1 protein-coding gene is annotated in these 331 nt (G+C 72.5%); it reads left to right on the top strand.

The genetic code is table 11. The features are described 5' to 3' along the window. Positions 1-331, top strand: a 331-nt coding sequence (locus Q664_RS49800; protein WP_043414127.1) for an IS66 family transposase zinc-finger binding domain-containing protein, incomplete at both ends; no start/stop codon positions are given.

Genomic DNA, 331 nt, shown 5'->3' with positions numbered 1-331 from the left:
ACTGGGGCGGCAGGAGGCTGGTGCTCAGCAGGCGCAGGCGGCGACGCCTGGCGCCGGGGAGGCTGGCGTCGCGCAGGGCGACCCACCTCCGTCCGAGCCGCCCAGGAAGCAGTCGCGCAAGAAGGAGCGCAAGGGACACGGGCGCCGCCCGCTGCCCTCCCACCTGCCGCGTGAGCAACGCGTGCACCAGCCTGTGCCCGAGGCGCTGCGGTGCGAGGCGTGTGGACGGGACAAGACGCGCTGTGGCGAGGAGAAGAGCGAGACGCTGGAGTGGGTGCCCGGCCACTTCAAGGTGATTGAGGAGGTGCGTCCCAAGTACGCCTGTCGGCCG

The sequence above is a fragment of the Archangium violaceum Cb vi76 genome (assembly GCF_000733295.1).
In the GTDB taxonomy this organism is placed as follows: Bacteria; Myxococcota; Myxococcia; order Myxococcales; family Myxococcaceae; genus Archangium; species Archangium violaceum.
This window is presented reverse-complemented; position numbering and strand designations above follow the sequence as displayed.